Annotated in this window: 19 protein-coding genes and 1 pseudogene; 6 read left to right on the top strand and 14 right to left on the bottom strand. The window is 73.2% G+C overall.

What is annotated here, in order from left to right; all coding sequences use genetic code 11:
• Window positions 1–3: 3 nt before the first annotated feature.
• Complete coding sequence (locus tag ACZ6KO_RS03745) at window positions 4–1,146, top strand: substrate-binding domain-containing protein (RefSeq protein WP_469299517.1); 1,143 nt, start codon at window positions 4–6, stop codon at window positions 1,144–1,146.
• 15 nt (window positions 1,147–1,161) lie between these two features.
• On the opposite strand, the gene ACZ6KO_RS03740 is transcribed toward ACZ6KO_RS03745, so the two are convergent.
• The 4 genes from ACZ6KO_RS03740 to ACZ6KO_RS03725 all read right to left on the bottom strand — a co-directional run bounded on the left by ACZ6KO_RS03740 (window position 1,162) and on the right by ACZ6KO_RS03725 (window position 3,776).
• On the bottom strand, window positions 1,162–1,932 hold the full coding sequence (locus ACZ6KO_RS03740) for an anti-sigma factor (RefSeq protein ID WP_469299514.1): 771 nt from the start codon (window positions 1,930–1,932) through the stop codon (window positions 1,162–1,164).
• Complete coding sequence (sigK, locus tag ACZ6KO_RS03735; RefSeq protein WP_469299511.1) at window positions 1,929–2,519, bottom strand: ECF RNA polymerase sigma factor SigK; 591 nt, start codon at window positions 2,517–2,519, stop codon at window positions 1,929–1,931. The genes ACZ6KO_RS03740 and sigK overlap by 4 nt, the downstream gene beginning before the upstream one ends.
• Window positions 2,520–2,650: 131 nt before the next feature.
• On the bottom strand, window positions 2,651–3,274 hold the full coding sequence (locus tag ACZ6KO_RS03730) for a hypothetical protein (protein ID WP_469299508.1): 624 nt from the start codon (window positions 3,272–3,274) through the stop codon (window positions 2,651–2,653).
• Between the two features lie 121 nt (window positions 3,275–3,395).
• Window positions 3,396–3,776, bottom strand: a complete 381-nt coding sequence (locus ACZ6KO_RS03725) for a winged helix-turn-helix transcriptional regulator (RefSeq protein WP_469299506.1) — start codon at window positions 3,774–3,776, stop codon at window positions 3,396–3,398.
• A gap of 149 nt (window positions 3,777–3,925) precedes the next feature.
• Between ACZ6KO_RS03725 and ACZ6KO_RS03720 the strand changes: the two genes are divergently transcribed.
• Window positions 3,926–4,333 carry a RidA family protein gene (locus ACZ6KO_RS03720; RefSeq protein ID WP_469299504.1) on the top strand — a complete coding sequence of 136 codons (408 nt, stop codon included), beginning with the start codon at window positions 3,926–3,928 and terminating at the stop codon, window positions 4,331–4,333.
• A gap of 16 nt (window positions 4,334–4,349) precedes the next feature.
• Here the strand turns inward: ACZ6KO_RS03720 and ACZ6KO_RS03715 are convergent, their stop codons facing one another.
• Window positions 4,350–5,432 carry an ABC transporter substrate-binding protein gene (locus ACZ6KO_RS03715; protein WP_469299501.1) on the bottom strand — a complete coding sequence of 361 codons (1,083 nt, stop codon included), beginning with the start codon at window positions 5,430–5,432 and terminating at the stop codon, window positions 4,350–4,352.
• Between the two features lie 118 nt (window positions 5,433–5,550).
• Window positions 5,551–5,724, bottom strand: a complete 174-nt coding sequence (locus tag ACZ6KO_RS03710) for a hypothetical protein (RefSeq protein WP_469299499.1) — start codon at window positions 5,722–5,724, stop codon at window positions 5,551–5,553.
• 537 nt (window positions 5,725–6,261) lie between these two features.
• Between ACZ6KO_RS03710 and ACZ6KO_RS03705 the strand changes: the two genes are divergently transcribed.
• Both ACZ6KO_RS03705 and ACZ6KO_RS03700 read left to right on the top strand, forming a co-directional pair.
• A complete protein-coding gene (locus ACZ6KO_RS03705; RefSeq protein WP_469299497.1) occupies window positions 6,262–7,068 on the top strand; it encodes an SDR family NAD(P)-dependent oxidoreductase in 807 nt (268 codons plus the stop codon).
• 17 nt (window positions 7,069–7,085) lie between these two features.
• Window positions 7,086–7,160, top strand: coding sequence for a 50S ribosomal protein bL37 (locus tag ACZ6KO_RS03700; protein ID WP_393830707.1), 75 nt, complete (start codon window positions 7,086–7,088; stop codon window positions 7,158–7,160).
• A 51-nt stretch (window positions 7,161–7,211) separates the two neighbouring features.
• On the opposite strand, the gene ACZ6KO_RS03695 is transcribed toward ACZ6KO_RS03700, so the two are convergent.
• Window positions 7,212–7,598 (bottom strand): hypothetical protein, encoded by a 387-nt coding sequence (locus ACZ6KO_RS03695; protein ID WP_469299493.1) that lies wholly within the window; start codon window positions 7,596–7,598, stop codon window positions 7,212–7,214.
• Window positions 7,599–7,954: 356 nt separating this feature from the next.
• Here ACZ6KO_RS03695 and ACZ6KO_RS03690 point away from each other — a divergent pair.
• Window positions 7,955–8,071 (top strand): annotated as a pseudogene (locus tag ACZ6KO_RS03690) (VOC family protein); the annotation flags it as partial.
• Between the two features lie 83 nt (window positions 8,072–8,154).
• Complete coding sequence (locus ACZ6KO_RS03685) at window positions 8,155–8,865, top strand: hypothetical protein (protein ID WP_469299490.1); 711 nt, start codon at window positions 8,155–8,157, stop codon at window positions 8,863–8,865.
• A 44-nt stretch (window positions 8,866–8,909) separates the two neighbouring features.
• Here ACZ6KO_RS03685 and ddaH read toward each other — a convergent pair whose 3' ends face one another.
• From ddaH to ACZ6KO_RS03650, 7 genes are all read right to left on the bottom strand, one after another.
• Complete coding sequence (ddaH, locus tag ACZ6KO_RS03680) at window positions 8,910–9,740, bottom strand: dimethylargininase (RefSeq protein ID WP_469299488.1); 831 nt, start codon at window positions 9,738–9,740, stop codon at window positions 8,910–8,912.
• An 82-nt stretch (window positions 9,741–9,822) separates the two neighbouring features.
• Window positions 9,823–13,023 carry an amino acid adenylation domain-containing protein gene (locus ACZ6KO_RS03675; protein WP_469299487.1) on the bottom strand — a complete coding sequence of 1,067 codons (3,201 nt, stop codon included), beginning with the start codon at window positions 13,021–13,023 and terminating at the stop codon, window positions 9,823–9,825.
• Window positions 13,024–13,063: 40 nt separating this feature from the next.
• The gene (locus tag ACZ6KO_RS03670) at window positions 13,064–13,828 is read right to left on the bottom strand and encodes a class II aldolase/adducin family protein (RefSeq protein WP_469299483.1); all 765 of its coding nucleotides are present in this window, start codon (window positions 13,826–13,828) and stop codon (window positions 13,064–13,066) included.
• A gap of 102 nt (window positions 13,829–13,930) precedes the next feature.
• Window positions 13,931–17,893 (bottom strand): non-ribosomal peptide synthetase, encoded by a 3,963-nt coding sequence (locus tag ACZ6KO_RS03665; RefSeq protein WP_469299480.1) that lies wholly within the window; start codon window positions 17,891–17,893, stop codon window positions 13,931–13,933.
• On the bottom strand, window positions 17,893–18,858 hold the full coding sequence (locus ACZ6KO_RS03660) for a TauD/TfdA family dioxygenase (protein ID WP_469299478.1): 966 nt from the start codon (window positions 18,856–18,858) through the stop codon (window positions 17,893–17,895). The genes ACZ6KO_RS03665 and ACZ6KO_RS03660 overlap by 1 nt, the downstream gene beginning before the upstream one ends.
• Window positions 18,859–18,944: 86 nt before the next feature.
• Complete coding sequence (locus ACZ6KO_RS03655) at window positions 18,945–20,312, bottom strand: MFS transporter (protein WP_469299475.1); 1,368 nt, start codon at window positions 20,310–20,312, stop codon at window positions 18,945–18,947.
• Between the two features lie 38 nt (window positions 20,313–20,350).
• Window positions 20,351–25,105 (bottom strand): amino acid adenylation domain-containing protein, encoded by a 4,755-nt coding sequence (locus ACZ6KO_RS03650; protein WP_469299473.1) that lies wholly within the window; start codon window positions 25,103–25,105, stop codon window positions 20,351–20,353.
• Window positions 25,106–25,163 lie beyond the last annotated feature (58 nt).

Here is a 25,163-nt window from a genome sequence, read left to right as displayed (position 1 = left end):
ACCGTGTACCCCAACCGCACGACCGCCCTCGCGGCCGCCGCCCTGCTGCTGGCGGCGGCTGCCGCCGTCACCGGCTGCGACAGCGGCCCCCCGGACGGCACCCGCCCCGACCCCTCGGCCGCCGGCTGTCCGGCCGTCCTCCAGGAGGCCAAGGCGAGCGTGGCGCGGGCCGAGAGCACGGACGCCACATGGAACGGCCCCACCACCGGCCCGGCGGCGGTCCCGGGCAAGAGCATCGTCTACGTGGCGCAGACCATGACCAACCCGGGCGTCGCCGGAGTGGCCGAGGGCGTCCGGCAGGCCGCGCGGACGATCGGCTGGGACGTCCGGGTGATCGACGGGGAAGGCACCCCGGCCGGCATCCAGGCGGCGCTCAGCCAGGCCGTCACGCTGAGGCCCTCGGGCATCGTCATCGGCGGCTTCGACCCGCGTCTGACCTCGCAGCAGGTGGCGCGGGCCGAGGCCGCGGGCATCCCGCTGATCGGCTGGCACGCGGTCAGTTCCCCCGGCCCCAGCGCCCGTCCCCGGCTGTTCACCAATGTCACCACGAAGGTGGAGGAGGTGGCGGAGGTCAGCGCGGACTGGGTCATCGCCCGGTCCGGGGGCGGCGCCGGAGTCGTCGTCTTCACCGACGACTCGATCCCGTTCGCCGGTACGAAGTCGCAGCTGATCGAGCAGCGGCTGGCCGACTGTCCCGGCGTACGGCTGCTGGCGCACGCCAACATCCCGATCCCGGACGCGAGCCGGCGCACTCCGCAGGAGGTCTCCTCGCTGCTGTCCCGCTTCCGGGACCGGTGGACGTACTCCGTCGCCATCAACGACCTCTACTTCGACGACGCGGCCCCGGCCTTCCGCGCCGCCGGCCGGCCTGGTGCCGGACCGCCGTTCAACATCGGTGCCGGTGACGGCGACCCTTCCGCCTTCCGGCGCATCAACAGCGAGCAGTACCAGGCGGCCACCGTGCCGGAGCCCCTCACGCAGCAGGGCTGGCAGATCGTCGACGAGTTCAACCGGGCCTTCGCGGACCGGCCCGCCAGCGGATACGTGGCCCCCGTGCACATCTCCACGGCCGCGAACAGCGCCGGGGCCACCTCCTGGGACCCGCGGGGCTACCGGGAGGCGTACGAGAAGATCTGGCGCGGCTGACGACCGGGAACGCCGTCAGGCGGGGATGTCGATCACGCCGATGGGGTCGGTGGTGGGCCCGGTGACGGCACCCACCGGTTCGACGGTGACACCGACGGCGGTGGCGTGGTCGACGGGGCCGTCCAGCAGCGCGATGTGCCACTTCTCCAGGGCGCCGGGGAAGGTGCCGGCCGGGCGCCGCGCGCCCGCGTCGTCGTACCAGAGGGCGTACACCTGGCCCGCGGAGAGCTTCGGCAGGCCGGAGGCGATGAAGGCGGCCCGGTGCGAGCTGCGGGAGAAGATCACGCAGCCGGTGGCCCCGTCGGCGAAGACGGTGGCGCTCATCCGGGCGTCGGGGGCCGCCAGGACCTCCGCGAGCTGGGCCGTCGGGTCCATCAGGGCGACGGCGAGGCCGGCCCGGGCCTCCTCGGCCTGCTCGTGCTGCCAGTACGCAATCCCGCCGGTCGTGACGACGAGCGCGAGGCAGGCGGCGAGGGCCCAGCGCAGGGCCCGGACGGTACGGGCGGTACGGGCCGCGGGAACGTGCGGTGGCGGCCCGTCCTCGTCCGCCGGCGGGCCCTGCGGGCTGGTGGCGATCCGTTCGAGGACCCGGTCGCGCAGCGCGGCCGGTGGCGCCACGGGGGGCAGCTCGGCCAGGGAGGCGGCGGCCGCGGCCAGGCGGACGGCCTCGCGGCGGCAGCGGTGGCAGTGCGCCAGGTGCCGTGCGAACGCGGCCTCCTCGTCGGGCGGGAGGGCGTGCAGGACGTACGCGGCGAGCGCCGCGTGCGGGTCGGGGGCGGGGGTCATCGGGACGCCTCCAGACAGTCGCGCAGCCGGTGCAGTCCGTCGCGCAGCCGGGACTTCACGGTCCCCTCCGGTGAGTCCAGGGTGCGCGCCGCCTCCCGGTAGGTCATGCCCTCGTAGAAGGCCAGCCGGACGGCCTCCCTCTGCTGCGGGCTCAGCGTGTCGAGGCAGCGGCGCACGCGGACCCGCTCGTCGCGGTCCAGGGCGGCGTCGGCCACCTCGTCGTACGGCGGGACGCGCTCCAGCCGGGCCGCCTTCTCCTCGCGGTCGGTACGGGCCTGGGCGGCACGGACCCGGTCCACGGCGCGGCGGTGCGCCAGCAGCAGCACCCACGCGCGCGCGGTGCCGAGCTCCGGCCGGAACCGTTCGGCGGTGCGCCAGACTTCGACCATCACGTCCTGGGTCACCTCCGCAGCCTGGGCCTCGTCCCGCAGGATCCGGCAGACCAGGCCCATGACGGGCGCCGACAGCGCGTCGTAGAGGGGGGTGAACGCCTCCTGGTCGCCGGTGGCGACCTTCAGGAGCAGCGCGTCCAGAGTGCCGTCGCCGGCGCCGGTCCCGGCGTCCGCATTGTCGGCCCTGTCCTCCATCAGACGTCCCGTGTCCTCGGGTGCACCTGCTCCCGATCCCACCACTGTCGCGGGCCGGGCGCATTCCGGGGACAACGGAAGGGGCAAGGCGGTGGGGCCCCGCGGACGCGGGGCCGCCGCCGCCCGCCTCATCAGCGGTGCTTGTAGGAGCAGTCCCAGTGGCCCTTCACCCAGATCTTGTCCCAGTGTCCGGGGACGTAGATCCACTTCCAGTGCCCGTGGCCGCTGCGGGAGGACCCGCTCCATCCGCTGTCGTGGTTCCGGCCCCGGTCCCCGTCGTCGTTCCCGTTCCGGTTCCGGTCACCGCCGTAGTTCCGGTCACCGCCGTAGTCGCGGTCACCGTTGCCACGGTCCTTGTAGTCGCGGTCCTTGTAGTCACGCTCCTTGTAACCCCGGTCCTTGTAGTCGCGGTCCTTGTAGTCCCGCTCCTTGTGGTCCCGGTCCTTGTAACCGCGGTCCTTGTAGTCCCGGTCCTTGTACCCGTCCCGGTCCTTGTAGTCCCGGTCCTTGTAGTCCCGGTACCCGTCCCGGACCCACTTCTTCTCCCAGTGGCCCTTGACCCACCGCTTCTCCAGGTGGCCCTTCTTCCAGACGCACCTCTTGCCGTGGTCCTGGGTGACGGACTCCGCGACGGCCGTCTGGGGAGCGGGAGCGGCGGAGGCCTGGGCGGCCCCGCCGAGTACCGCGCCGCCGGCGAGCGCACCGGCCGCCGTCATGGCGACCGCCAGGCGCCTGGCTCGGTTGGGAGCGGACATGGATCCCACCTCCTCGCCCTCACCTGCGTGAGAGCTGTGCACGATGTGGCACAAGGGATTCGACACAGAAAGCGGGACGGATGGGTCGTAACCCGACATTTTTTCTGGTGCGGCCCGCCGGTCAGGAGTCGAAGCGGCGGCGCGAGGCCTCGATGTGCCCGATGTAGCGGTGGGTCCATTCGCACAGACCTTCGATCGTCGCGCGCAGGGCCTGCCCCGGCTCGGTGAGCCGGTACTCGACCCGGGGCGGCACGGTGGGGTACACGGTCCGCTCCAGCAGCCCGTAGCGCTCCAGCATCCGCAGGTTCTGGGTGAGCATCTTGTGGCTGATGCCGTCGACCTCGTCCCGCAGCTCGCTGAAGCGCAGGGTCCGCTCACCGAGGGCCTCGATGATGAGGAGCGCCCACTTGTTGGCGACGTCGGAGAAGATCTCCCGCCCCAGGGAGTCGGCGCGCCGGAGATCGGCCTCGTCGACCGAGCCGTCGTACTTCGTGGTCACCATCAGGTTCCCCAGTCACTCAAAAGTGCGTTCTTCCACGTCAGCCGCCACTCTCCTACGGTTCTTGAGTAACCACAAGAGAGCGCGGGGCGGCACGGTCGTCCGTGCAGCGGGCGCCCGCGCCCCGCGGAACGAAGCAAGGAGACGTGCTCATGGCCATCACCCTCGTCAACCCCGGCGGGCTGCCGGAGATCGGCGCCTACCAGCAGGTGTCGATCGCGACCGGGTCGAAGCTGGTCTTCCTGGCCGGTCAGGTCGCCTGGGACGCCGACGGGGTCGCGGTCGGCGAAGGCGACCTCGCCGCTCAGGTCGAGCAGTGCTACCTCAACGTCGGCACCGCCCTGGCCGGGGCCGGTGCCACCTTCGACGACGTGGCGAAGCTGACGGTGTACGTCGTCGGCTGGACCCCCGACATGATGCCCCTGCTGATGGACGGCATCACCCGGGCGGCCACGAAGCTGGGCGTCACGGCGACGCCGCCGGCCACCCTGCTGGGCGTGGCGGCCCTGGACGTCCCCGAGCACCTCGTCGAGATCGAGGCCACCGCGGTCCTCGACTGACCGGTGGCCGCCGGGCTCAGCCGGTGTGCAGGATCCGGAAGCGCTCGGGGTCCGCCGGGTCCCGGTCGACGACCTGGACCGGCGGCCAGGCCCACTGCCACACGCTCGTGCCCGGCGTACGGGAGAACCGGATCCGCCCGCGGGTGCCCTCGACCGCGACGCGCGGCCAGGCGGCGGCGGTGCGCGAGCGTTCCACCCCGTGGGAACGCAGGCACTCGGCCAGGACGGCGATCGTGTCGTAGCCCTCGAAGGCGACGAAGGAGGGTGCCGCGCCCAGCCGCTCGCGCAGGTCGGCCGCCACGCGGGCGCCGAGCGGGCCGAAGCGCTCGGGCAGGTAGCGCAGGAACGGGATCCCGGCGCCGTCCCGGCCCAGTGCCCGCGCCCATGCGGCGAACTCCGGCTGCCCGGCCGGCGCACCCATCGTGATCCCGGCCAGCCGCCGGTCGCCGCGGACCGCCTCGACGACCGGCACGGCCGGGTCCGGGTGGCCGGCCAGGATCAGCAGGGCGCTCGCGCGCCCGTCGGCGAGTGCGTCGCACACCCCGGCGGGCCCGAGCGCCCGCAGGTCGAGCTCGCCGACCTCGGCGCCGCGCGGTGTGAGGTGTTCCCGCAGGATGCGGGTCCCGGCGGCCCAGTAGACGCTCGGCTCGGCCGCCACCGCGATACGGCGGTGGCCGGCGCCGAGGAGGAAGTCCGCGTAGATCCCCCAGCCGTGGGACTGGGCCGGGGCCAGGCGCGCGACCCCGGGCGCCGGCCGGTCGGTGAGCGCGTCGAGCACCGCCGACGAGCACAGGAAGGGCAGCCCGAGGGCGGCCGCCCGGGCGGCCGCGGCCCGCGCGACGACGCTGTGGTACTCCCCCACCACGGCGGCCACGTCCAGCGCTGCCCACTCCTCCACGGCCGCGGCGGCCCGCTCCGGATCGGCCGCGGTGTCCCGGACCAGCAGTTCCAGCGGCCTCCCACCGATCCCGCCGGCGTCATTGACGTCGGCCACGGCCCGTTCGAGTCCGGCGAGCAGGTGCCGGCCGGCCTCGGCCCAGCCGGGCGGGGTCAGCGGAACGAGGGCGCCGACCCGGACGGCCGATGGCTGCGCATGCATACGGTGGCGTCTCCCGGAACCGCTCCGGCCGCGCCGGCCCGGAACACGAAGTGAACGTCAGTACGACCGAGGGTAGCGGAGCCCGAAGCCACGGCCCCTGATCAGGGCCGGCGGGGACTCACGGCCGGTAGATCACTTCGACGGCCATCGCCAGGATCGCGGCCCACACCCCGATGCCCAGCAGCCACAGCGCCTCGGTCGCGGCGCCCGCGGCGATCACGGCCGTGCCCCCGGCCCCGAGGGCGAGGACGGCTCGCCGGACACTGCGGTCGGGACCCCAGGAGGACGTCATGGTTCCGAGCATCCCGCCGGACCGGCGCCGGGGCGAGGGTGCGGCGGGAATCCTGTCGGCTTCCTGATGCCCCGTGATGTCACCCGAGGCCGGGGATCTTCGGCACCGCCGCCCACGGCCTGGTGACGGCCGTGGGCGGCGGGGAACGCGATGAACGGGGCAGGCCCCGTCTCCCGGGACCGCGCGCCGCGGCGATCGTGGCGCGTCAGAAGCCCGTCAAAGCAGGGCGGGGGACCTTGCCCCGGCGTGTGCCGATGCGCTGGGATGGGTCCATGAACAGCGGTCTGCGCCACGACGACCGGCCACCGCATCAGGTGCCGCCGGCAGCGACCGCTGCCCGCCCGGCCGTCTGACCCCTGCCGCGCGTCGTCCAGGTCCGTCCCGCCGCCCGCCCCGGCTCACCGCAGCCGTGACGGCGGCCGCGCACCCGCCTGTTCCCCGTCTCACCACTTCACCGCGTGACGCGAGCCCGTACCCGTCCCTGCCCAGTGCCGGGGGCCGCGGCGTACGCGTCATGCCCGCATCCGGGAATCCGACATGTCTTCCACCCTGTCCGGCCGTACCGTCCTCGTCACCGGAGCCACCTCCGGCATCGGCTTCGAGGCCGCCCGCATGCTCGCCGACAGCGGCGCCACCGTCCTCCTCCACGGCCGTACCCCCGAGGAGGCCCGGGCGGCCGTGGACCGGCTGATCGCCGCAGCCGGTATCGACGGCGCGCTGCTGCGCCCGCTCGCCGCCGACTTCTCCCGTCTGGAGGAGGTCGAGAACCTCGCCCACGCCGTCGTCCGCGAACACCCGTACCTGCACGCGCTCGTCAACAACGCCGCCATGGCGGCCCCGGAGCGCCACACCCTCACCGCCGACGGCAACGAGATCGCTTTCCAGGTCAACTTCCTGGCCCACTACCTCCTCACGACGATGCTGGAGCCGGCCCTGACGAGCGAGCCCGGGGGCCGGGTCGTCAACGTCTCGTCCTCGCTGCACCGCACCGCCGCGATCCAGTGGAACGACCCGCACCGCACCCGGCGGTACGCCCGCCTCGCCGCGTACGCGCAGTCGCAGCTGGCGCTGACCGTGTTCGCCGCCGACCCGCGCGTGACGGCCGTCTCCGTCGACCCCGGCGTCTGCGAGACCGGCCTGCTCCCGCTGTACGGGCACGAGGGCGCGCCGGCGGCCGAGGGTGCGGCACACGTCGTACGGCTCTGCGACCCGGCGGTCGAGATCGTCAACGGCGCCTACTACGACCGCTCCGAGCGCGTCTCCCCGGCCGCCGCCGCCACCGAGGACCGCACCGTCAAGCGCCTCACCAAGCTCGCCGACCTCCTCGTCGGCCACACCGCCTGAAGGGATACCGCACCACCATGTCGAAGCGCGCACGCAAGAAGAGGGCCCGTCGCAAGAAGGGCGCCAACCACGGCCGCAAGCCCGGCCAGTAGTCCCCTCCCCGCCGGAACCCCGAGCCCACCGAACAGGCCGCACCCTGCCTTTTACTGGTCGATCGTGGCCAGGGTGGCCGATTCGGCCTCGACGGTCGGTTCCGTCGCACCTTCCGTTGTCCCGGCCGGTGGCTTGTACCCGGCGGTGAAGGGCAGGTACGAGTCGACGATCGACTGCAGATGGTGTGCGGCCAGGGCGTATTCGGCCTCGCGCCGCGGTCCGATCCGGTACTTCTGGCGCACCTTGTGGTCGATGTCCGCTGCCACGCTGGTGGCCCACAGCAACCGGTCGTCGCGGGCACTGTCCTCGCGGTCCTTGTACGTGTGGGCGGTGCAGGGCGTGGGTCCGTAGTCGTCCCACCGGTAGTCCGAGGATTCCCCGAACCAATGGTTGACGTTCGCCGGGAGCGGCTCGCAGATGGTGCGACGTGGGTCCACGGTGTTCCGGCTCGGTGGGCTGATTCAGCGGAGGACGCGGCAGCGCTCGCGGGCAAGGGAGCGATCGGCCTGCCGGCGCTGAGCGCCCTTGCCGGCCCCGGGTGCCGTCTGACGCTCAACCCCGCAGGACCGGGCCGTGGTGTGGGCGTATCAGCAGGACGGAGGCGGGTGGCGCGTGACTACGCTCCCCGTTGTGTCCGGCCCGTGACCAGGAAACCCCACGGCACCCACGCCGTCGAATGATTCGATGCGGTTCGAAGGTTCGGCCGGGCCACCGGGGGACTGTTGTGCTGTACGTACCGTCTTCACCGACTGCGATGTCGCCGAGTCCGAGAAGCTGTAGCAAGGACGAGCCCTGCGAACGGCTGGTCGCGCTGGGCACGGAGCGCGACCGGCTCCTGGTCGCCGACGAGGAGAACGAGTCCTGCCTGCTGATGCGGGACGTCGAGGGCAACGAGTTCTGCCTGGACTGAGCCCCGGGCCCGGGACCCGGGGCCGACCCCGCTCCATCCGACATTCGCTCGAGGCGGGCCCCGGTAGTCGACAGACTGGACCGGTGAAGCACTATCGACGCGTCGAGCACCCCCGGGACCGACCCGCTACGGCCGCCTCCGGGGTGCAGACCGCAGACCTCTCCCCCGCCGCGTGGCTGACCGAACGCCAGGCGGACTTCCGCACCGTCGCGGGCGCGACCGCGCCCGGTTTCCCGGTGTATGCCCGCGTCCTCCACCCCGCATACCTCGACGAGCAGCCGGTGCGCTGGGAGACCGTCGGCGCCGCGTACGGGCGCACCCCGGCCGGCGCCCTGCCCTGGCACGCCTTGATCGGGGTCACCCGGGACGCCTCGTACGGCGACCGGTCCCTGCCCGGTGTCTGGGACCAGGATCCCGGCGAGGGCAACACGCCGCCGGACGTCGCCCGCGCCCTCCTCCCCGTCCTGGCGAAGCACACCGGCACTCCGGACGACTGCTGGTACGCGCTGTGGTCGGGGTACGGGCAGTGGGACTGGGAGGCGGTGCCCCGGTTCGAGACCCCGCACCGCAACCCCATCCTGATGGCGGGCGCGCTCGCCGACGCCGACTCCCCGGCTGCCGACGACTCCGTGCTCCCCGACCTGTGGTGGCCCGCGGACCACGCCTGGGTCCTGGGCGGCGACACCGACCTGCGGAGCACGTACGTGGCCGGCTCGGCGGCCCTGGTCGCGGACCTGCTCGCCGACCCGGCGCTGGAGGGGCACCGGGTGGCGGCCGGCGACCTGCTGGACTGACGCCGTCCCGCAGGTGTGGCGGGTCCCGACGCCGCGCACTGCCGTCACGCGCGGCGGCGGAGCTCCAGCGTGCAGCATTTCACGCTGCCGCCGCCCTTGAGGAGTTCGGAGAGGTCCAAGCCGATCGGCTCGAAGCCGTGCTCGGCGAGCCGGTCGGCGAGCGCCGTGGCGGGGGCGGGCAGGACCACGTGCCGGCCGTCAGAGACGGCGTTGAGGCCGAAGGCTTCGGCATCGTCGTCAGTGGCGAGGATCGCCTCCGGGTAGAGCGTGCGCAGGGTCTCGCGGCTCTCGGCGGAGAACGCCTCGGGGTAGTACATGATCTGGTCCGTGTCGAGGACCGAGAGAGCCGTGTCCAGGTGGTAGAAGCGCGGGTCGACCAGGGTCAGACCCACCACCGGGAGGCCGAACATCCGCTCGACCTCGGCGTGGGCGGCCGGGGTGGTGCGGAAGCCGCTGCCGGCCAGCACGCGCTCGCCGACGAGCAGGTAGTCGCCCTCGCCTTCGTTGGTGTGGGTGGCCATGGCGATGTGCTGGTAGCCGCGGGCGCCGAACCAGTCCAGGAACGCCTGTGACTCGGCGGCTCGTTCGGTGTGCCGGAACCTGGCGACCAGAGCCCGGTCTGCGATGACCGTGGCGCCGTTGGCCGTGTAGACCATGTCCGGCAGGTCCGGCTGCGGCGGGATGAGGTCCACCGTGTGGCCGAGCTCGACGTACAGGTCGTGCAGGCGCTGCCACTGGCGGATCGCCAGGGCGGTGTCGGTGGCGTCGGCCGGGTTCATCCACGGGTTGATCGCGTAGTCGACCGTGAAGTAGGTGGGGCGGCACATCAGGTAGTGGCGGCGGCGGGCGATACGGGCGGGCTGGCGGACTGGCATGGTTTCACTGCTCCTTGAGCATCGTCGGACGGGGAACACGACGTATGTACGGGTGGAAGAAGAGGGGTGTGTGGGGCGGGGGTCAGCCGAGGCCGCGCGACAGCGGTGCGGTGCCGGGCCGGCGCACAGCGCTGCGGAGCACCCGCAGGAACGTGGCGAACACCTCGGCCGCGAACTCCCCGTCGACCAGGGCCTCCTGGAAGGTGAGGTCGGCCCGCAGGGTCGCATCGGGCTGGGGCCAGACCTCCAGCACGAGCTCGCCCACACCTTCCGCCGCGGCGATCCGCAGGGGCGTCACCGTGCAGCCGGTCAGGGGCAACTGCGGGTGCGGCGCATCCTGGTAGGCGAAGATGGTCTGGTAGAGGGGGGTGCGGCCGGTCCGTGGCGGGTTCACCAGGCGGATCACCTCGCCGAGCGGGACGTCCTGCGCGGCGAGTCCCTCGGTCGAGACCCGTGCGGTCGCGGCGACCAGGTCGTCCCAGTCCCCAGCGTCCCCGGACAGCCGGAGGCAGACCGAGTCCACCAGGCAGCCGACCGCCCGCCCGAGCAGCGGGTCCGCGCGCCGCGCGACCGGTATGCCCACACCGAAGTCGACCTGGCCGGTCACGGACCGGATCGCCGCCGCCCAGGCGCTCAGCAGCACGACGAAGGGCGTGGTGCCCTGGGCCCGGGCGAGCTCGGCGACCGTGGCGGTCTCCCGGCCGTCGAGCGTCACGCTGATCTCGCGGCACGACGCGGCGGACCGCTCGGCGGACGTGGCCGCCACGGCCGGGGCGGGACGGGGGAACTCCAGCTCGGGCAGCCCGCGCAGGGTCGACTGCCAGAAGGCGCGCTGCCGTTCGGCGTCAGCCATGGCCCTGATCCGCGCGAGGCGGTCGTCGACCTCGCGCAGGGTGGGTGCCGGTTGCGCGAACTCCGGCGCCCGGCCGGCGGCCCGCGCCGCGTAGCACGTCGCGAGCTCCTCGGCGAGTACGGAGGTGGAGTGGCCGTCGAAAGCGATGTGGTGGACCACCAAGCCGAGCAGGCTCGTTCCGCCGGCGGCCACCGGCACGACAGCCGCCCGCCACAGGGCACCGCGCTCCGGGTCGAGCGGGGCGAGCAGGACGGCCCGCAGGGTTTCGAGGGCCTCGGGGTGGGAGGCGCGGGGAGCCGACCGGACGAGTTCGGGACCGTCCGGGGAGCGGTCCGCCGCCGTGACCGGGAAGGCGGCCGGCCGGGCCGGGCGGACCGCCGGGTCGAGCTGGTATTGCGCCCGCAGCGCCTCGTGTCGTTCGGTGAGGTCGCCGAGCGCGAGGGCGAGGGCCTCGGTGTCCACCGGCCCCACAACCTCCCAGGCCAGGGGGCACAGAGCGGAGAGGTCCTCAGGGTGCAGCCGGTGCTGGGTCCAGTAGCCCGTCTGCACCGTCGACAGGGGTACCGGTCCGGGCCCGGCGGCGCCGGCTCCGCCCGTGCCGAAGACGGTGGCGGCGGGTCCCACCAGGGCGAGCCGGGGTTCCAGCCACTGCGCCAGCGCCCGCGCGGACGGCCTGCGGAGCACTTCCGAGATGGGCACGGGCGTCCCCGTCTCGTCGGCGAGCCGGGTGCACAGGACACCGAGCTGCAGCGACGTGCCGCCAAGGTCGAAGAAGGCGGCCGTCGGGGAGACCCGGGGAAGTTCCAGGACCTGGGCCATGGTCTCGGCGATGGTCCGTTCCAGGCCCTCGGAGGGTTGGCCGGCGTCGGCGGCGGGCGGCTGGGGGCCCGCGTCCGCGACGGCCTTGAGCAGCGCGGCGGCGTCCAGCTTGCCGTTCGCGGTCAGGGGCACGGCTTCGAGCTGTACGGCCCGCTGCGGCACCAGGTGGCGCGGCAGCCGTTCCCGCAGCGCAGCCAGCACCTGCGTCGCGTCCGTGGCCGCGCCCTCCGTCACGGTGAAGGCGAGTACGAGCTCGCGGTAGCCGCCGGAGCCGTCGGGGACCGGTACGGCCGCGCACCGGCGGACGCCGGGCAGCAGACCGGCCGCCTGCTCGACCTCAGCGGGCTCGATCCGCTGCCCCCGGATCTTCACCTGGCGGTCGGCCCGCCCGTCGAAATGGAGCCGGCCGTCCGGGGTGCGGTGCACGAGGTCGCCGGTCCGGTAGACCCGCACCGGCTGCCCGCCCAGGTCCAGGAGTGGGAAGCTCCGGGCGGTCCGCTCCTCGTCGCCCAGGTAGCCGAGGGCCAGCCCGGCCCCCGAGACCAGGAGTTCGCCCACCTCGTCCGGAACGCACTCGCGCTGCCCGTTCCAGATGTACAGCCCGGTCCGCGGCACGGGGCTGCCGAGCGGCACGCCTTCGGCATGGGTGCAGTCCTCGGGGCGTACCCGGTGGACGGTCGTGAAGATCGTGGCCTCCACCGGTCCGTAGCAGTGCAGCGCGGCGGCTTCGGGGTGGGCGTCCACGAAGGCTGCCAGGTGCCGTGGGGAGACGCGCTCCCCGCCGACGAGGAGGTGGTGGATGCCGGCCAGGGCGTCGAGGTCCTCGTCCACGAACAGGTGGAACAGCGCGGAGGTCAGGAAGACCATGTTGACCCCGTGCCGGGCCACCAGGTCGCGCAGCGTGGCCGGCAGCAGATAGGGCTCCTCGACCACGACGGAGCAGCCGCCGTTGATCAGGACGCTCCACAGTTCGAGGGACAGGGCGTCCCAGGGGACGGCGGCGGCCAGCGGCATCACCGTCGCGGGTCCCAGGTCGGCGAACGGGCAGTCCTGGAAGAGCCGGACGGTCCCTGCGTGCGGGGAGAGCGCCCCCTTGGGCTCACCCGTGCTGCCCGACGTGAAGATCACGCATGCCGGGGCGTCCTCGGCGACCGGCACCGGCGTGGTGGCCCGCGGTGCGGCCGCCACCGTGGCGAACTCCTCGGGTCGGACCGGGCAGACGCGGCGGGCGTCAAAGGCGAGCGGTGCGTCGCAGACGGCCACGGCCGAGTCGAGTAGCCCGACCAGCCGGGCGAGGCGGGCCTGCGGCCAGGTGGGGTCGAGAGCTGCGTAGGCGGCGCCGCGCTTGAGGACGCCGAGGAAGGCCACCACGAGGCGGACGGACCTGGGCATCATCACGGGGACGAGGTCGCCCGGGCCTACTCCGGCTTCCGCGAGCTCGGCGGCGAAGTCCTCGGCGAGGGCGTCGAGTTCGCGGTAGGTCACGGTGGTACTGCCGTGGACCAGCGCCGGGGCGTCGGGCGTCAGGCGCGCCCACCGTGCGAACAGCTCGTGGATGACGCCGGGGCTCGGTGCGGCGGCCCCGTGCGCGGCCGTCCGGTTCATGACCATGCGCGATCTCCTGTGGTATCCAGCGCGGTGTGGGTTGCGGCTATTCGGCGAGGTCGGGCTCGGCCCGCCGGATCTGATCGAAGATGGGCTGGAAGTTGAGCCAGCCGATGAAGTCGTCGCCGAGTTCGCCCCGGGTGTGCAGCGCGTGCTCGTGGCTGATCGGAACCACCGTTCCGGCGGCCTTGGCCAGCAGCTGGACCTGGCATGAGCGCTCCATCGTGATGAACCACCAAGCGGCGGCGTCGACCGTGTCGCCGACCGTCAGCAGGCCGTGGTTGCGCAGGATGACGGCCTTGTACTGGGCCAGCGCGGCGGCCACCCGCCGACCCTCCTCCAGCGCGGTGACCGGCCCCGTGTAGTCGTCGAACAGACCGTGGTCCTGGTAGAAGGCGCAGACGTCCTGGGTGATCGGTTCGAGCGGTTCGCCGAGCGCCGACAGGGCCCTTCCGTAGGTGGAGTGGCTGTGGGCGGCCGCCACCACGTCCGGCCTGGCCTCGTGGATCTGCGAGTGGATGGCGAAGGCGGCCTTGTTGACGTGGTAACGGCCTTCGATCACCTTGCCGTTGCTGTCGACCAGGATGAGGTCGCTGACCCTGATGTGCTTGAAGGTCATCCCGAAGGGGTTGACCCAGAAGTGGTCGGTCAGCTCAGGGTCGCGGGCCGTGATGTGCCCGGCGGTCCCCTCTTCGAAGCCGAACCTGCCGAACACGCGCAGGGCGGCGGCGAGCCGTTCCTTGCGGTGGGCGCGCTCCTCCTCCAGCGTGTCGAACATCGGCGGCATGGGCATGATCAGCTGCTGGGACATGGGTCCCCTTCCGGTGTGACGGGGGTGGGATGGGACGTGACGACGGTGCCGCGGGGCGCCGGGGCCCGGCCGACCGGTCCTGATCGGCCGGGCCCGTGGCAGTCACAGCCCGCGCGCCTCCAGCGCACGGTGGATGCCGTCGGCCAGGCCCTGCACGCAGGGCGGCTCGATCAGCGTGGAGTAGTCGCCCGGCAGCACTTCGAGGGCCGGCTCGCCCGGCAGTACGTCGTCCCAGCCGAGCGCGTCGTGCTCCGGGATGGTGCGGGATCCCTCACTGCGGAAGATCACCGTCGGCCGGGCGTCCATCCCGTCCGCGGCGTACGTGCGGACGTACTCGCGCACCGCGTGGAGGTTGCTGCGGTAGACGCCAAGCATGCACTCCAACTCCTGTGGTCCGGCGTCCGGTTCGACCAGGCCGTGCGCGCGCAGCTCGTCCAGCAGCAGGGCCTGCCGCTCGGCCTCCGGCACGCTGCCCGCCTCCGGGAGGGCCGGGTCGAGCCCGTACTGGGCGGCGAACCGGCGCAGCAGCGTCGACTCCTCCAGGCCGGTCCAGAAGGGGTCGTTACTCGTCCCGCTCTCCATCTCCTCCAGGGCCCGCGGGTTGGGCGCCGGGCTGTCGATCAGGACCAGGAGGGCCGTCTCCTGGCCCTGCTCGGCGAGCCGGCGGCTCACCTCGTGGGCGAACATTCCGCCGAGGCAGCGGCTGCCCAGCAGGTACGGGCCGCTGGGCTGGACCGCACGGATCGCCGACACGTAGCGGTCGGCCATCGCCCGCAGGTCCGCGACCGGCTCCTCGGAGCCGTCCAGGCCGGGCGCCTCCAGGCAGTGCACCGGACGGTCGGCGGGCAGTGCGCGGGCCAGTTCCGCGGCCCAGATCGCGCTGCCGCGGCCGCCGTGGAAGAGGAACAGGGGCTTGCGTCCCGCACCGGCCTTCAGCTGGACCAGCAGCTTGTGGCGCGTGGTGCGGGCCTCCTGGCGGCGCAGCAGGGCAGCCATGGCCTCCACGGTGCGGGCCTCGAAGATCTCCGACAGCGCCAGCTTGCGGCCGAGTTCCTTGTGGATGCGGACGGTGAGCTTCACCGCAAGCAGCGAGTGGCCTCCGACGTCGAAGAAGTCGTCGGTGACGCTGAGGCCGCTGCGGTCCAGCAGCTCCTCCCACATGGTGACCAGCGCCAGTTCCACCGAGTTGCGGGGGCCGACCCCCGTACCGGCCGCCTGGTGGGCGGGCTCGGGCAGCGCGGCCCGGTCCACCTTGCCGTTGGGCGTGCGGGGCAGCGCCGCGAGCCGTACGAAGACGCCAGGGACGTGCTGTTCGGCCAGCCGGTCCCGCAGGTGCTGCCGGAGTTCCGGATCGGACGGGTCCGCCGTGGGCGTCACGAGGTACGCGATCACCCTGCTGCCGCCGTGCGGGTCTGTGACCGGCAGCACGAAACAGTCCTGGACGTCCGGGTGGGACCGGATGGCCGCGTCGATCTCGCCGAGCTCGACCCGGAAGCCGTTGATCTTGATCTGGTCGTCGGTCCGCCCGAGGAAGTCGAAGGTGCCGTCGGGCAGGCGCCGTACCCGGTCGCCCGTGCGGTACAGCCGGACCGGCGTCCCGTCCGGGCCCGCGGTCTCGACGAACCGCTGCGCGGTCAACTCGTCCTGCCCGAGGTAGCCCTCGGCCAGGCCTGGGCCGCTGACGCACAGCTCGCCCGGCACCCAGTCCGGCACCGGCCGCAGCGCCTCGTCCCGTACGTGCAGCTCGTTCGCGCCGAGCGCGGGACCGAGCGGGACGACCGCGCAGCGCCGGTCCAGGTCCGCACCGTCCACCCGGTGCGCGCTGACGCCGATGGTCGTCTCGGTCGGGCCGTAGTGGTTGACCACCATGCAGTCCGGCGCCAGTTCGGCGATCCGGTCCAGCAGCGCCCAGGTGCAGGCCTCACCGCCGGTGATCAGCAGCCGGCGTGGGATCAGGGCGGCGGGCTCGGCGGCGGCCGCGAGCAGCGCCGTCAGGTGGGACGGCACGACTTTGAGGCAATCGATGCCCTCCGTCCGCAGGAGCTCGCCGAGGGCCGTCGGGTCGGTGCTGGTGTCCTGGTCGACCACGTGAAGCGCACCGCCCGAGCACAGCGCGGCCAGCAGCGCCGTGTAGCCCAGGTCGGCTGCCAGCGTGGAGACGAGGGCGAACCGGGGCACCGGGCCGAGCGGCAGGCGCTCCATCGCCGCGTCGGTGTAGTGGGCCAGCTGCTCGTGCCCGACCACCACGCCCTTGGGGCGGCCGGTGGTGCCCGAGGTGTAGATGACGTAGGCGGAACTCGACTCGCGCGGCTCCGCACGGCCGACCGTGGTCGGCTGCGCGACGGACACCGCCTGCGGGCCGTCCTCGGGGAGCAGGCCCACGGTGCCCGGCTCGGTCACCACGAAGCGGGCGCCCGTGTCGTCCAGCACGAAGGCCAGCCTCTCGCGGGGCTGTTCCGGGTCGACCGGTACGAAGCAGCCGCCGGCCGTGAGTACAGCGAGCATCGCGACGACCGCGTCGGTGCCCCGGTGCAGGAGGAGGGGGATCCGCTCCCCCGGCTCGGCGCCCAGGGACTGGAGGTGGGCGGCCAGTGCCTGCACCCGGTCGTCCAGCTGACGATAGGTGAGCCGCTCGGCGGGGCCGACCAGCGCTTCGGCGTCCGGCGTCAGGGCTGCCTGCCGGGCCACCCGCAGGTGCACCGGCGTGCCCGCGGTGCGCTCCCGGCGGGCCTGCCCGGCGGACTGCTCACCGGTGCGTGCGGAGGTCAGCGGCAGCGCCGTCGGCGCGACGTCGGACGCGTCGGCCAGCGCCGCGGCGTATGCGTCGGCGAGGAGGGCCAGCTCGTGCTGTCCGAAGGTGTGCGGTGCGGCGAGGCGCAGGGACAGCAGGTCGCCCTGACGTACGCAGGTGACCGTCAGCGTCCGCGGAGCGGCGGAGCGGCGGACCGACCGGATGACTGCGGTCAGGCCGAGGACCTCGCGCGCCGTCGGCAGCTCGACGAACTCGAACGCCGTGCCGAACGAGAGTGCGGCGGAGCCGTCGGCCAGCGGGTCGTGGAAGTTCTCGTGCGCGCGGGCCTCGGCGACCGCGGCGGCCACGGCCTGCGCCGCGGACGACAGCGTCGGGTGGGCGGTGGCGTCCCAGCGCACCGGCAGGGTCCGGGCCAGGGGTCCGACCGCGGCGGCCAGGTCGCTGACGGCCCGGCCGTCGGTGATGAGCCCGGTCGTCCCGGACTCCTGGTCGGCGAACCGGGCCTGCACTGCTTGCCAGACCGCCAGCATCAGGTCCGCGACGGGGACGCCCAGGGCGGCGGCGCGCGCGGTGACGGCCGCCATGGTGTCTGCGGGCAGCTTGAGCTCGTGCGTGGGCGCCCGACGCTCGTCGCCCTCCGGCACGACGTACTCGAAGGGGAAGGCCGCTGCGGGGGCAGGCTGTGCCGCCGCGTCTGCGGTCCAGAACTGCCGTCCTCCGGCGGTCTCCTGGTCGTCGAGCAACTGGACCAGCCATTCGGCGAGGTCGGCGTACTGCAGCGGCTCCGCGGTGGCGCCGGAGCCGGGATCGGCGTAGGCGTCGAGCAGCTCCTCCACCAGCAGCACCAGGCTCCGTGTGTCGCCCAGGACGGCGGGCAGTCCGAGCGCCAGCGTGGCGGGTTGGTCCGCGCACCCGAAGACCACGGTCCGCAACTGCGAACCCGGGCCGCCGGCGAACCAGTGCAGCGAAAGCTTCTCCAGGTGCGCCGACAACTGCTCGGGCCGCTCGTCGGCCGGGACGTACGCCAGGTCAACGTGCTCGACGGGCGCAGCGGCGGGTCCCGCGATCAGCTGTACGGGGAGGACGAAGGACGGCGCGCGTTCGACCGTCGTGCGCAGGATCTCGTGGCGTTCCGTCAGCACCGCCACCGCCCGGTCCAGCCGCGCCGCGTCGAGCGGGCCGTCCAGCTCCACGATGCACCAGACCCACGGCGTGGCGTCCGGGCCGGTCAGCCGTCCGGCCTGCTGCCAGACCTGGTGCTGCTGCGGCGAAACGCGGAAACCCTCACCGGGCCCGGTCACAGCGTTCTCCATCACTTCTCCCCCTGAGTGTTTCCGTACGGCTCGGCCATCGAGACGAGCACCTTGCGAGGCCCCGCGTAGGGCTGACGCCCATGCGAGGCAAGGATGTTGTCCACCAGCAGGACGTCGCCGGTCTGCCAAGACTCGGCGACCGTCTCGGCTTCGAAGGCGGCCCTTACCTCGGCCAGGTCCTGGTCGGAGATCTGGCTGCCGTCGCCGAAGAGGACGTTGCGCGGCAGGTCCTCCTCGGCGAACGTCCCCAGCAGCGACTCCCGGACCTCGGGGCCCAGGTTCGACGGGTGGAAGAGGTGGGCCTGGTTGAACCACGCCCACTCGCCGGTCTGCGGGTGGCGCACCGCCGCCTGGCAGACCTGGCGGGTGCGCAGGCGGTCCTCGTCCAGCCAGCGGTACTCGATGCCGGCCACGCGGCAGAACCGCTCGACCTCGGCGCGGTCGGTGGTCTCGAACACCCGCTGCCACGGCAGGTCGAGCCCCGCACCGTAGTTGCGCACGTACATGACACCGTGCTCGATGAAGCGGTCGCGCAGGCCCGGGTCGAGCCGGGCGAAGACCTTGCGGTTGTCGGCCAGGGGCGTCGCGCCGCCCTCGGCCGCCGCCACCGTGCACAGGAACCAGAGCTTCATCGGCCAGGTGCTGGCGTACGCCATCTCGCTGTGCTGTGGGATCGTCTGGTCCGCCGGGTACTCGGTGGACGTGTACACCCCGGCCGACTCGCGGCTTCGCGGGGTGGAACCGTAGACGTAGTCGAGGGTGGCCGGCGACAGCGCGGTGACCAGTTGCTCCAGCCCCTCGGCATCGGCCACCGGGAAGCCGCGGAAAAGCACCGCGCCCCGCTCCCACAGGTGGCGGTGGACCTCGTCGCGGTTCTGTCGCAGCCACTGTGTCAGGTCGAGCCCGGGCGCGGTCGCCCGCAGCACGCGCGTCAGGTCGGCGGGGCCGGCCGGCTCCGCGGTCACCAGGCGGTCGGCCGCGGGAGCGACGACCCGGCGGCGGGTTCCCGCCAGCGGTATTCCCGGAGCGGTCCTAGGAAGCGTCGGTTGTGTCACTGAACTGCCCTCTCAAGTGCAGGGGAAGAGGTGTCAAGGGGTGGGCGCGCGGCGGTCGTGCCGTCGTCATCGCCGGCCGTGGAACGCGGCTCGTGGTCGTCCGTCGCGGGGTGGTCCGGCAGCGTGCGCAGGCTGCGCAGCGGCGACAGGGCGAGGAGGACGGGCGAGACGAGCAGGCCGCAGGCGGCAGCGAAGACCGCCGCCCGGAGGCCGAAGAAGGAGCCGAGGGCGCCGCCGAGCAAGGATCCGATCGGCATGGTGCCCCAGACGACCGTCCGCATGATGGAGCTGACCCGCCCCATCAGGTGGTCGGGGGTCACGGACTGCCGCAGCAGGCGTGAACTCACGTTGTAGAGCGGGAAGCTGAGCATGAAGACGAAGTTCCCCGCGGCGGCGGAGGCCAGTGCCGGGTACGGGCCCCCGCCGGCGAACGCGAGCATCCACACGCCCGCCGCCGTGGCCAGCGTCGAGGCGATGAGCGAGGGTCCGGTGCCGATACGGTCGGTGAGCGGGCGCAGCACGGCCAGGCTGCACATCGCGCCGATGCTCCCGCTCATCACCACCACGGCGACGCCGCCGGCACCGAGGTCCAGCTCCTTGAGGAGGAAGAGGAAGAAGACCGCGAGCATGGCGTGGATGAAGACGTTGCCGACCGCGCCGGTCAGCGCCACCCAGCGCAGCAGCCGCTGCCGGGACACCCATGCGAGGCCGTCGCGGAGCTCGGCGGACAGCGACCGCTTCGCGGCCGACGGTCCGGCGGGCGGCTCCTCGGCCGAGATCCCGCGCAGCAGGAGCGCGGAGGCCAGGTAGGAGACCGCGTCCACGACGATCGCGACCGGCGCGGTCAACAGACTGATCAGCAACGAGGCCGCCCCGGGGCCGGCCAGGTCCGCGGTCGAGCTGGTGAACTCCAGCTTGCTGTTGCCCTCCAAGAGCTGGTCGCGGCGGAGCAGGCTCGGCAGCATCGACTGGTGCGCCACGTCGAACAGCACGGCCAGCAGCCCGACCAGGAAGCCGACGGCGTAGAGCTGGCCCATGCCGAGGACGCCGAGCAGCGATGCCACCGGGATCGTGAGCATCAGCAGGGCCCTGCCCAGGTCCGCGGCGACGAGCAGGGGCCTGCGGCGCAGCCGGTCGACCCAGACACCGGCCAACAGGCCGAAGCAGAGGTAGGGGAGGCGCTCGGCCGCACCGAGGAGGCCGGTCTCGAAGGGGCCGGCGTCGAGTATCGACACCGCCGTCAGCGGGAGTGCGAGGAGGGTGACCTGGCTGCCCAGGAGGGACACGGCCTGGGCGCCCCACAGAAACCGGAAGTCCCGGTGCCGCAGTAGTTCACCGCCCCACAGCCGGGATGTGGAGGTCATGTTCGTCTTCCTGTCGGATCGTCGTGAGCGGACGCGGACTACGGCTGGGTGCGTCGGCGTCGGGCGGCGGCGAGCGAACCGGAGATCCGGTCGCTCAGTGCCGTTCTGGCCTGGGTGCGGGACTCGGCCTCGGCGCGGCTCACCACCTCGTCCAGGGCCGAGAGCCGCAGGTCCGGGTCGTCGGCCACCGCGCCGAGCACGGTGAGCAGTCCCTTGGCCAGGGCCGCGGCCGTCGCGGCGGGGATCAGGTCGACCTGATAGTGGATCAGGCCCTCGATCCTGCCGTCGCGGTCCGCCAGGTCGAGCCGGACCGGAAGCCTGGCCGGCAGGTTCTCCACGCCGAGCGCTTCCGTCTCCGTGCCGCTCAGCAGCAACGGCAGGGTGGGCGCGTCGGTGTATCCGAACCACGCCTGGATCGGGGGGCCGCCCGCTCCCCAGACCGGGTCGCGTACTTCCTCGATGACCTTCTCGAAGGGCAGTTCCTGATGGGCGTAGGCGCCGAGCGCGGTGGTGCGGGTCCGCAGCAGCAGTTCCCGGAAGGTGGGGTCTCCGGAGCAGTCGGTGCGCAGCAGCAGCGTGTTGGCGAAGAACCCCTGGACACGGCTGAGTTCAGGTTGCTGGCGGTTGGCCGCCGAGGTGCCGATGGCGATGTCGTGCTGGCCGCAGAGCCGGCCGAGCAGGGTCTGGTAGGCGGCGAGCAGGAACATGAAGAGGGTCGCGCCGCTCTCCCGCGCCCGCGGCTCCAGCGCGGCGCGCAGCTGCGGCGCGATGGTGAACTCGTACACCGCCCCACGTGCGGACGGTACCGGGTGCACGTCGGCGGGGGCGGGCAGGGCCAGGGGCTTGAGGCCGGTGAGGGTGGTGCGCCAGTAGGCAAGGGCCTCGGCCGCCCAGGGCTGGGTCAGGCGCTGGTGCTGCCACTGGGACCAGTCCGCGTACTGCACCGGCACCTCGGGCAGATCGGGAACCCGACCTTGGACCTCGGCCTCGTAACAGGCGGAGAGCTCCTCACAGAGCACCCCCATCGACCAGCCGTCCGTAATGATGTGATGCAGCGTCACCACCAGAACATGCTCCTCCGACGCGCACCGCACCAGATGAGCACGGAACGCAGGCGCCGCAGCCAGATCGAAGGGCGCCGCCGTCTCGGACTCCAGAAGGTCCCGCAGCCGCGTAGCACGCTGATCGGACGGCAGCACACTCAGATCCGTACGCGTCAGCGACACCTTCGCCGCGGCATCGACGCGCTGCACGGGCTCACCGTCCACCAGCGGAAACGTGGTCCGCAGCGCCTCGTGACGAGCCACCACGCGCGCCAGCGCCTGCTCCAGCGCGGCCACATCCAGCACGCCCCGCAGTCGCCACACCATCGGAAGCTGATAGCGCCCGGGACCGGACAGCCACTGATCAGCGAGCCACAACTGCCGCTGCCCCGCGGACAACGCCACGTCCCCCACCACCTGCCGACGCGGCACACCCGACACCGCGTCCTCCGCCGGAGCCCCGACGCGGCGCGCCAGCTCGGCGATCGTGGGGGCCTCGAAGACGGCGCGTACCGGCATCCGGGTGTCGAACTCGCGGTTGATCGACGAGACCAGCCGCATGGCCGTGATGGACGTCCCGCCCTGGCCGAAGAAGTCGTCGTCACGTCCGATCCCCGAGGTCCGCAGGACCGTCTCCCACAGCCGCGCCATCCGCTCCTCGGCCGGCGTCCGGGGGCCGTCCGGCCGTCGCTCACCGGCAGCGCGCTTGGGCGGCGCGGGCAGCGCCCGCCGGTCGACCTTGCCGTTGACGCTCACCGGCAGCTCGTCCAGCAGGACGAATTCGGTCGGCACCATGTAGGAGGGCAGTGTGGACCGGAGGCCGTTGCGTAGCGCGTCGGCCGCCGGCGGCTCCCCGTGGGCGACCACGAAGCCGACCAGCCGCTGCTCGGCGGGCGAGTCGCCGTGGACGGCCACCAGGGCCTCCCGTACACCGGGGAGGGCGCGCAGGGCGGTCTCGATCTCACCGGGCTCGATGCGGTAGCCGCGGACCTTCAACTGGGCGTCCCGGCGGCCGAGCAGGTCGATGGTGCCGTCCGCGCGCCAGCGGCCGAGGTCGCCGGTCCGGTACAGCAGCTCACCCGGTCCGGCCCCGAACGGGTCCGCGGCGAAGGCCTCGCGTGTACGGTCCGGCTGACCGTGGTAACCCGCCGCCAGGGCGGTGCCGCCGATGTACAGCTCGCCGACGGCTCCGATCGGCTGCGGCTCCATGCCGTCGCTCAGGATCCGCACGCAGGTGCCGGGCAGCGGCCGGCCGATCGGCACCCGCTCCCCCGCCCACCCCTGGGGGATCTCGAACAGGGTGGAGTCCACGGTCGCCTCGGTGGGCCCGTAGATGTTGATCATCGCGAGGCCGGGCATCAGCCGCTGGGTGAGCTGTACGTCGGCGGGCGCCAGGGTGTCGCCGCCGAGGACGACCCGGCGCACGCTCGGCGGCAGCACGGCGGTTCCGTCCGCGACGGTGCGCAGGAGGCCGTGCCAGTACGCCGGCGGGACGTTGACCAGTGTGATCTCATGGCGGGCCACCTGGTCCAGCAGTTCCTCCGGGCCCCAGGGCGCGTCCCGCAGGACCACCGAGGCACCGGCCGCCAGCGGGACGAGGATCTGGTCGAAAGAGGCGTCGAAGCAGAAGGAGGCGAACTGGAGCACCCGGTCTGCCGGGGTGAGGGGCGTCTGCTGCTGGATGCGCGCCAGGTGGGTGGCGAGCGCCCGCTGCGTGACCAGCACGCCCTTGGGCTGCCCGGTGGAGCCGGAGGTGTAGATGAGGTAGGCGGGGTCGTCGGGGCCGGCCGCGCGGTGGGCGCGGTCGTGCGGCGCCGTCGTCGGCAGCACGGCGCCCGGCGTGAGGTCGAGCTCCAGGACCGGGCCGGCGAAGCCCGGGACGGAGCCGCCCGCCGCCGTGGCCACGACCAGGGCGCCGCTGTCGGCGATCATGTGGGCGAGCCGGTCGGTCGGGTACTCGGGATCGAGCGGCAGGTAGGTCGCGCCGACCCGGAGCGCCGCGAGCAGGGCGACGATCTGGGCGGCCGTCCGGCCCGCGCAAACACCCACCGCCGTGCCGGGCCGGACACCGGCACGGCGCAGCGTGTCCGCCGTGCGGTCCGCCAGGATGTCGAGCTCGTGGAAGGTGTACCGGTCCGAGGCGGTCACCAGGGCGACCGCGTCGGGGGTCGCGGCGACCCGGCGCCGGAAGACCTCCGTGAACAGGGGGATCGGCTCGGTGCACGCCGGGCCCTCGCCCATGGCGAGCACGGCCGCCCGGGACGCCGGCTCCAGCAGCCGCAGCCGGCCGAGCCGGCAGTCCGCGTCCTCGGCCACGTGCCGCAGCAGGGCGGCGAACTGCGCGGCAAGGCGCTCGGCCGCCGCCTCGTCGAACCGGTCGGCGTCGTATTCCAGGTAGCCGGCCAGGCCGTCCTCTCCGGTCGGCCAAAGGTTGACGGCGAGGTCCGCCGTGGCGGTGGCCTGGTGGACCTCGACGAGTTCGGTGACCTCCAGACCGGTCAGCCGCGGCGGGCGCGGCGCCTGCAGGAGGAGGTTGAACCAGGCCTGGACGGGAGGTCGGTCACCGCCGCTACCCACCTCTTCGAGGACCTTCTCGAAGGGGAGTTCCTTGTGGGTGTAGGCGCCCAGCGCGGTGGTGCGGGCCCGCCGCACCAGTTCACGGAAGGTGGGGTCTCCGGAGCAGTCGGTGCGCAGCAGCAGCGTGTTGACGAGGTAGCCCATGGTCCGGGCGAGTTCGGGCTGCTCTCGGTTGCCCATGGGCGTGCCGACGGGTATGTCGTGCTGGCCGCAGAGCCGGCTGAGCAGGGCCTGATAGGCGGCCAGCAGGACGGTGAAGAGCGTGGTGCCCTCGGTACGGGCGAGCGCCCGCAAGGGCGTCACCAGGTCGGCCGGCAGCGCCATCGGCAGCAGCGCCGCGCGGGCGGGCGCCCCGGCTGCACCGGACCGCTCGGCCGGAAGCTGGGGCGGGTTGAGGCCGGTGAGGGTGGTGCGCCAGTAGGCAAGGGCCTCGGCCGCCCAGGGCTGGGTCAGGCGCTGGTGCTGCCACTGGGACCAGTCCGCGTACTGCACCGGCACCTCGGGCAGATCGGGAACCCGACCTTGGACCTCGGCCTCGTAACAGGCGGAGAGCTCCTCACAGAGCACCCCCATCGACCAGCCGTCCGTAATGATGTGATGCAGCGTCACCACCAGAACATGCTCCTCCGACGCGCACCGCACCAGATGAGCACGGAACGCAGGCGCCGCAGCCAGATCGAAGGGCGCCGCCGTCTCGGACTCCAGAAGGTCCCGCAGCCGCGTAGCACGCTGATCGGACGGCAGCACACTCAGATCCGTACGCGTCAGCGACACCTTCGCCGCGGCATCGACGCGCTGCACGGGCTCACCGTCCACCAGCGGAAACGTGGTCCGCAGCGCCTCGTGACGAGCCACCACGCGCGCCAGCGCCTGCTCCAGCGCGGCCACATCCAGCACGCCCCGCAGTCGCCACACCATCGGAAGCTGATAGCGCCCGGGACCGGACAGCCACTGATCAGCGAGCCACAACTGCCGCTGCCCCGCGGACAACGCCACGTCCCCCGCCACCTGCCGACGCGGCACACCCGACACCGCGTCCTCCGCCGGAGCCCCGACGCGGCGCGCCAGCAGCTGCCGGCGTACGGCGTCCAGGTCGGGCCGACGCGGCGCGTCCGCGGCGTCCCGGTGGGCCTGCGGCTGCGGCCGGATCTCGGGTTGGGGCTGGTCAAGCATCGGATCACCCTCCGTACGGGCGTCGGTCAATGGTGTGCGGATCCCGGCGGGGCGGCCC

Source organism: Streptomyces sp. NPDC042102, from assembly GCF_055582305.1.
This window is presented reverse-complemented; position numbering and strand designations above follow the sequence as displayed.